At 61.5% G+C, this 6,266-nt stretch carries 7 protein-coding genes; 4 read left to right on the top strand and 3 right to left on the bottom strand.

Going from position 1 to position 6,266, the window contains the following annotated elements:
* Window positions 1–536 precede the first annotated feature (536 nt).
* From H7A77_RS25185 to H7A77_RS25175, 3 genes are all read right to left on the bottom strand, one after another.
* Window positions 537–1,064 (bottom strand): cysteine hydrolase family protein, encoded by a 528-nt coding sequence (locus H7A77_RS25185; protein WP_042783932.1) that lies wholly within the window; start codon window positions 1,062–1,064, stop codon window positions 537–539.
* A gap of 34 nt (window positions 1,065–1,098) precedes the next feature.
* Window positions 1,099–2,202: a suppressor of fused domain protein gene (locus H7A77_RS25180; RefSeq protein WP_033652667.1), complete on the bottom strand. Its 1,104-nt coding sequence runs from the start codon at window positions 2,200–2,202 to the stop codon at window positions 1,099–1,101.
* Window positions 2,203–2,365: 163 nt separating this feature from the next.
* Window positions 2,366–3,238: an oxygenase MpaB family protein gene (locus tag H7A77_RS25175; RefSeq protein WP_089191344.1), complete on the bottom strand. Its 873-nt coding sequence runs from the start codon at window positions 3,236–3,238 to the stop codon at window positions 2,366–2,368.
* A gap of 242 nt (window positions 3,239–3,480) precedes the next feature.
* Between H7A77_RS25175 and H7A77_RS25170 the strand changes: the two genes are divergently transcribed.
* The 4 genes from H7A77_RS25170 to H7A77_RS25155 form a co-directional block, all read left to right on the top strand.
* Window positions 3,481–3,924, top strand: a complete 444-nt coding sequence (locus H7A77_RS25170; RefSeq protein WP_033642318.1) for an acetyltransferase — start codon at window positions 3,481–3,483, stop codon at window positions 3,922–3,924.
* Window positions 3,925–4,190: 266 nt separating this feature from the next.
* Window positions 4,191–5,216, top strand: coding sequence for a methionine ABC transporter ATP-binding protein (locus H7A77_RS25165; protein WP_033642317.1), 1,026 nt, complete (start codon window positions 4,191–4,193; stop codon window positions 5,214–5,216).
* On the top strand, window positions 5,209–5,877 hold the full coding sequence (locus H7A77_RS25160) for a methionine ABC transporter permease (RefSeq protein ID WP_033642316.1): 669 nt from the start codon (window positions 5,209–5,211) through the stop codon (window positions 5,875–5,877). Before H7A77_RS25165 ends, H7A77_RS25160 begins: the two co-directional genes overlap by 8 nt.
* A gap of 19 nt (window positions 5,878–5,896) precedes the next feature.
* Window positions 5,897–6,266, top strand: a 370-nt coding sequence (locus H7A77_RS25155; protein WP_255443916.1) for a MetQ/NlpA family ABC transporter substrate-binding protein, incomplete at its 3' end; no start/stop codon positions are given.

Raw genomic sequence — 6,266 nt, 5'->3', positions numbered from 1 at the left:
CCCTCTCTCCGCCATAGCGCATTGAGGCCGGTTGCGACAGGCGTCCCTGCCTGTCTCACCTGAAACCGCCGTCCATGGCGGTTTCTCCTAATGCGCTATGCCTGCGTTCGGCGTCTTCAAGGGCGTCCAATACCGTGCTCATCTCAGATTCCTCTCACGGGTTGCCCGGCAGCTGCCAGCACGGGGGTTGACCTTAGGCGCGCATCACCGGCTGCCGAGCAAGACGGCATTGTCAGGGACAACCGGCCAGGGAAGGCCGGTTGAGGCGAGACTAACAGGGACGTTTGTCGCAGCCGACCCGCCCGACAATGCAGACGCGGCGAGGGCATCCGCACAGCGGACAGACGGTGTTAAGCAAGGGCGCGGGTGGAGGGGCCGCGCCTTCGGCCCCTCCAATTGCCGTTCATTGTAGTAACAGAGAAATACGGAACATTTACGGCAATTCAGGCTACACAAAACACACAAAGATGGGATAAAAAATGCCAGTCAGGTTTAACTGACTAGCATTCGGGCGTTAGGCCCCCGTTTTTCCTTTCTCAGAACACAATATCCGCCGCGGGCACGGCGCGGATCGGCACGCCGAAGCTGTCGATATTCGATAACGTCTCGTTATGGTGGGTGCGGATCAGCAAACCGTCGGCATAGGATTTGTCGTGGCAGGTATGCGCATCCGCCGCCAGCGTCACCGGATAGCCGTGCGCCGCCGCGCTGCGCACCGTGGTATCGATGCAAAACGGCGTGGAGTAGCCGCAAACCACCAGCTGCGATACGCCGTTGGCGATCAGTAACGCGCCGAGCGAAGTGCGCAGGAACGAGTCCGGCGTGGTTTTATCCACCCGATGGTCGCCTGGCGCCACCTTCAGCGCCGCAAGCACTTGCCAGGCGGCGCTGCCGTGCGGCAGTTCGTCGTCCGGCGTATGGTGCTGAATCACGATCACCGGCACGCCCGCCCGGCGGGCGCGCTCGCTCAGTTGGTTGATGCGCGCAACGGTGCCCGCGGCATCCGCCGGCGGCGGCGTAAACAACCCTTCCTGCACATCGATAATCAACAGCGCGCTGGTCATGGCGGCTCCCGAAGAGAAGACAAGACAAGTCGCGTCAGCACACCGGCTGGCGCGGGCGGAAAATATGGTCGACGCCCTGCTCGCGCAGCCTGTGCACCAGATCGTGCCCGCCGTTCGGCGTGGCGTGCGCCAGCTGGCGCTCGGCGGTAAACACCGGGCTGGCCCAGAACAGGTTCACCGGGTCGCCATACTGCTGAGGCAACGTCAGGTGCGCGTGATGCGGGTAGAAGGACGACGATAAAATATAGCCTTCATAGCCCAACGGCGCCACGTCGGACTCCAGCGTATGCCCTTCGCCGATCCAGGTCAGCCGCGCCCAAGGCGCGTGAGCGAAACCGGCCAGCGCGCTGGCCATCTGCACCGCGTTGTCTTCGGTCATGTATTGGCTGTCGATGGCGATCGCCATCTCCATGCGGCGATAGCGCGAAGCCTCATCGTTGAACAGGATCTCCACCCACGGCATCGGCCGAATGCTGACGCCCATGGTGAGGAAGTAATAGATGCCGTCGCGCTCGTGCTGAGTGATGGCCATCGGCGGCCACTTGCCTTGATCGATGGCGTAGTATTTTACCGAAGGGCCGAAATGCTGCTCATAGCGCGCCTGAAAATCGCGCTGCATCTTCGGCCACGGATTGCCCTCTTCACGCTGCCAGCTGCGCCAAAACTGGCGGGTGCTTTCCGCCTGCGCATATTGCGTGTTGGTCGAGGCCGAACCGAGCGGATAGGCCAACGGGCTCTCCTTGATGCAGCTGGCCGAATAGCACACCGAATGGTCGATATACAGGCTCCAGCCGGGGATCACCGCCAGCAGTTGGCCGTAATACCACAGGGCCGCGCCGTCGTCGCTTTCGCTCCACACCACCATCAGCCCTTCCGGGTTCAGCGGCGCTTCCCCTTCCAGGTTGCGGCAAAATTCCGCCGCCAGCATCGGCGGTTGCCCCTGCTCCAGCGCGGCGCGATCTTCCTGCAGCGGCGCGGCGGCCAGATTGCGCAGCCAGCAGGCGCGCACCTGATAACGATCGCTGTAGGCTTCGGCGGGATAAATGTAAAAATAGGCTGCCCTGCTCCCTTGCTGAACCACCGCGACCAGCGTCTGGTTCTCATTGCTGACTTCAGCAAGTACGTATGACTCGTTCATATCACCTCAATAGGGTCAGGGCGCGGCAGAATCGGCTGCGCGCAAAAAATGGAATGTGGTTTTGCCCTCAAGTGTAAAACGCATTACTGGCCGGATCACCCGTAAAAGTCTCAAAAACGGCCGTAAACGAAGATAAACAAAGGTTAATTATAGCGGCTGCGGCTCATGACGGCTGAGTGATGCGCCGCACCGCGCGCTGATAGGAACCGTTGCGCATCGACGCGCCCAGCACTTTGCCGAGGCCTGCAGCCCCCGTTCGCACCAACCGCCGCCGCAACGCGCCCGGATGAAAGCCGAACTGCCGCTGCGCCCAATCGGGCAACAGATCGATGCCCGCCTGCATCACCACCCCGCCGAGCGGGCGCGCCAACGCGCTCGGCGCCGGCGCCTTCAGCAGAATGCGCGCCACCTCTTGGGTGCGTTCGTCACAGACCATCTGCGGCCGCATCGCCTGCAGATAGTCGTCTACCTCCGCGCAGGACTGAGGGATAGCGGTCGCCCCCAGCGCGGCGGCCACGCGCGCCGCTTCGCGATAGTATTGATCCTGCAAATCGCGGGAAAGATGCGGGTTGCGGTAGCGCAGGTGGCTGGCCAGAAAACGGCTGCTCTCCGCCACGTGCACCCAGGTCAGCAGCGCCGGATCGCTGGCGGCATAGGGCGTGCCGTCGCTGCCGACGCCGGTCACCCGCAGGTGGATGGCTTTGACTTTGGCGATCAGCCGCTCCGCCTCGGCGGTCGGGCCGAAGGTGGTGACCGACACGAACTGGCTGGTGCGGCGCAGGCGGCCAATCATATCGTCGCGGAAGTTGGAGTGATCCCATACGCCGGCCAGCGCCAACGGGTGCAGCATTTGCAACAGCAAGGCGCTGACGCCGCCGCACAGCATCGGGGTGAAATCGCGGTGTACCTGCCAGATGACCGACTGCGGGCCGAACAGCCCCGGATCGCCGGGCGGATTCTCAAAATCGACGCCGCCGAGCGCCAACCCGGTCAGGCTGAGCACCTGTTTTTCTATCGCTGCGCGTACCGCTTCCATCCTGCCGCCCTCTTACTCATTCAGCGGCCAGTGTATCACGCGGCGAGCGCCTCATTGCGCCCTGCGGCGGTTGAAAGCTTTAACTTACTGAATTACAGTTGTTATACCGCTTGCAACCAGGCGGGCCTATTCGATCCACTGCAGAGGCGCTTTGCAGGGCGTTAACCCACGTTAATTCGGCACTAACCCCACAAAACCTCTATCTAGTTTCTTTTCCTTCAACTTAGATAGCAGAGAGTTCGATGATTACCATCAGAGCACGCGCGGCGGAAGACAACGCGCAATTGGCAGATATCTGGCTGCGTTCGGTGCGCGCCACTCACCACTTTTTAACCGAAGACAACATCGCACAGCTGTTCCCGCTGGTGCTGAACGACTACCTGCCGGCGGTCAACGTTTGGGTGGCCGAAGAGCAGCCGGGGCATCCCTGCGGCTTTATCGGTCTGAACGGCAACAAGGTGGAGATGCTGTTTATCGATGCCGATCAGCGCGGCAAAGGCGTGGGCAAAGCGCTGCTGACCCACGCGGAAACGCTGCACGATGAGCTGCAGCTGGACGTGAACGAGCAAAATCCGCAGGCCAGCGGCTTCTACCGTCACTACGGTTTTGTCATCACCGGCCGCTCACCGCTCGACGGCCAGGGCAACCCGTTCCCGCTGCTGCACATGAAGCTGGAAAAACGCTAGTCCGCCCCCGCCGGCCGCCCTGCGGCCGGTTTTCTCCCCCTTCTCTCGCCCGCTACCTAATATATCAAATCAGAATAAGTAATAGATTTTACATTCTTCCTGTCACTATTAACCCTCGGTAGGATTGCCCGGTATTCACCCGCAACAGAGGTTCCGTCCGTCACTTCCCGCCGGGTTGTGCCCCGCCGAAAAGCCGAACGATCCTTGTCCGGCGCGACGCGCCCCGGACGGAATGCTGTGATGTATCAATAAGGATCCGCTTCGCTATGATCGTTCTTTCGAACGTTTGCAAAACTTTTGACAGCGCACAGGGCCGCGTCGTGGCGGTTGACGACGTCAGCCTGGCGATAGAAGCCGGGCAAATTTACGGCATCATCGGCTACAGCGGCGCCGGCAAAAGCACGCTGATCCGCCTGCTCAACGGCCTGGAAAAGCCCACCAGCGGCCGCATTGACGTGGGCGGATTCGATATCGCCCGCGCCAAAGGCAGCCACCTGCGCCAGGCGCGGCTGAAAATCAGCATGGTGTTTCAGCACTTCAACCTGCTGTGGTCGCGCACCGTCAGCCAAAACATCGCTTTTTCCATGCAGATAGCCGGCGTCCCCAAGGCGCAGATTGCCCCGCGCGTGGCGGAACTGATCGCGCTGGTTGGCCTGCAGGGGCGCGAAAACGCCTACCCGTCGCAGCTCAGCGGCGGCCAGAAACAGCGCGTCGGCATCGCCCGCGCGCTGGCCAATAACCCGAGCGTGCTGCTGTGCGACGAGGCCACCTCGGCGCTCGATCCGCAAACCACCGACGCCATTCTCGACCTGCTGCTGGCCATCAATCGCCAGCTGAAATTGACCATCGTGCTGATCACCCACGAAATGCACGTGGTGCGCAAAATCTGCCACCGCGTGGCGGTAATGGAAAACGGCCGCATCGTCGAAGAGGGGCCGGTGCTCGAGGTGTTCACCCGGCCACAGCAGCCGATCACCCGGCAGTTCGTCAAACAGGTGTCGCAGTATGCGGACACGGCTGAGAGCTTCAACCCGCAGCTCACCGCCCACCTGCCGGGGGCGATCTTCAAGCTGACTTTCGTCGGCGAACAAACTCATCAGGCGGTGATCGCCGAGGTAATTCGGCGCTACCCGCTCACCGTCAACATTCTGCACGGCAAGATCAGCCACACCCTCAACGGTTCGTTCGGCGAACTGTACATCCACGCCGAAGGCAACGAACAACACGTCGCCGACATGCTCAGCCTGCTGAACGAAAGAGACATCGCCGTCGAGGTTATCCAACATGATTGAATCCCTGTTCCCCCACCTGCGTCTGGACCAACTGTGGGACGCCACCTGGGAAACGCTGTACATGACCGGCATCGCCGGTTTGGCCACGCTGGTGCTGGGCATCGTGCTCGGCGTGCTGCTGTTTTTAACCTCGAAGGGGCAGTTGCTGCAAAACCGCACGGTCTACACCCTGATCTCCGTGCTGGTCAACGTCTTCCGCTCCATTCCGTTCATCATTCTGATCGTGCTGCTGATCCCGTTCACCAAGTCGCTGATCGGCACCATTCTCGGCGCGGACGCCGCCCTGCCGGCGCTGATCGTCGGCGCCGCGCCGTTCTACGCCCGGCTGGTGGAGATCGCGCTGCGCGAGGTCGACAAAGGGGTAATCGAAGCGGCGCGCTCGATGGGCGCCAAAAACCGCACCCTGATTTTCCGCGTCTTGCTGCCGGAGAGCTCGCCGGCGCTGGTTTCCGGCATCACCGTCACCCTGATCGCGCTGGTGAGCTACACGGCGATGGCCGGGGTGATCGGCGCCGGCGGCCTGGGCAACCTGGCCTATCTGGAAGGCTTCCAACGCAACCACAGTGACGTGACGCTGGTGGCGACGCTGACGATTCTGCTGATCGTTTTCGTCATTCAGTTCATTGGCGACACCCTGACAAGAACGCTCGATAAACGTTAATTAACCAAGGAAAACGATGATGAAAAAGCACCTACTGATGTTGGCTTTCGCCTCTGTCGCCACCCTCGCCTCTTACGGCGCCGCCGCGGCGACCAAGCTGGTGGTCGGCGCCTCCAACGTGCCGCACGCCGAGATCCTCGAACAGGCCAAACCGATACTGGCGAAGGAAGGCATCGATCTGCAGATCAAGCGCTTCCAGGACTACATCCTGCCGAACACCGCGCTGGCCAGCCACGACATCGACGCCAACTACTTCCAGCACGTGCCTTACCGTCGAACAAACCGAGCTCAGGATTACGCCAGGCTGTTCGGCGGTCGCCAAAACGGACGGCCCACATCGGTACGCCAACGAGGGCGAAGACACGCTTATTTTCACCATGACGGTCGCC

Source organism: Serratia sp. ME47 (assembly GCF_903970925.1).
Taxonomy (GTDB): domain Bacteria; phylum Pseudomonadota; class Gammaproteobacteria; order Enterobacterales; family Enterobacteriaceae; genus Serratia; species Serratia ureilytica.
The sequence above is the reverse complement of the archived record's forward strand: the minus strand, read 5'-3'. Positions and strand labels throughout refer to the sequence as shown.

What these genes read in the sequence shown, in the direction of transcription:
- H7A77_RS25185 (WP_042783932.1), bottom strand. Translation starts at nt 1,064, where the DNA reads ATGACCAGCGCGCTGTTGATTATCGATGTGCAGGAAGGGTTGTTTACG.
- H7A77_RS25165 (WP_033642317.1), top strand. Translation starts at nt 4,191, where the DNA reads ATGATCGTTCTTTCGAACGTTTGCAAAACTTTTGACAGCGCACAGGGC.
- H7A77_RS25180 (WP_033652667.1), bottom strand. Translation starts at nt 2,202, where the DNA reads ATGAACGAGTCATACGTACTTGCTGAAGTCAGCAATGAGAACCAGACG.
- H7A77_RS25160 (WP_033642316.1), top strand. Translation starts at nt 5,209, where the DNA reads ATGATTGAATCCCTGTTCCCCCACCTGCGTCTGGACCAACTGTGGGAC.
- H7A77_RS25170 (WP_033642318.1), top strand. Translation starts at nt 3,481, where the DNA reads ATGATTACCATCAGAGCACGCGCGGCGGAAGACAACGCGCAATTGGCA.
- H7A77_RS25175 (WP_089191344.1), bottom strand. Translation starts at nt 3,238, where the DNA reads ATGGAAGCGGTACGCGCAGCGATAGAAAAACAGGTGCTCAGCCTGACC.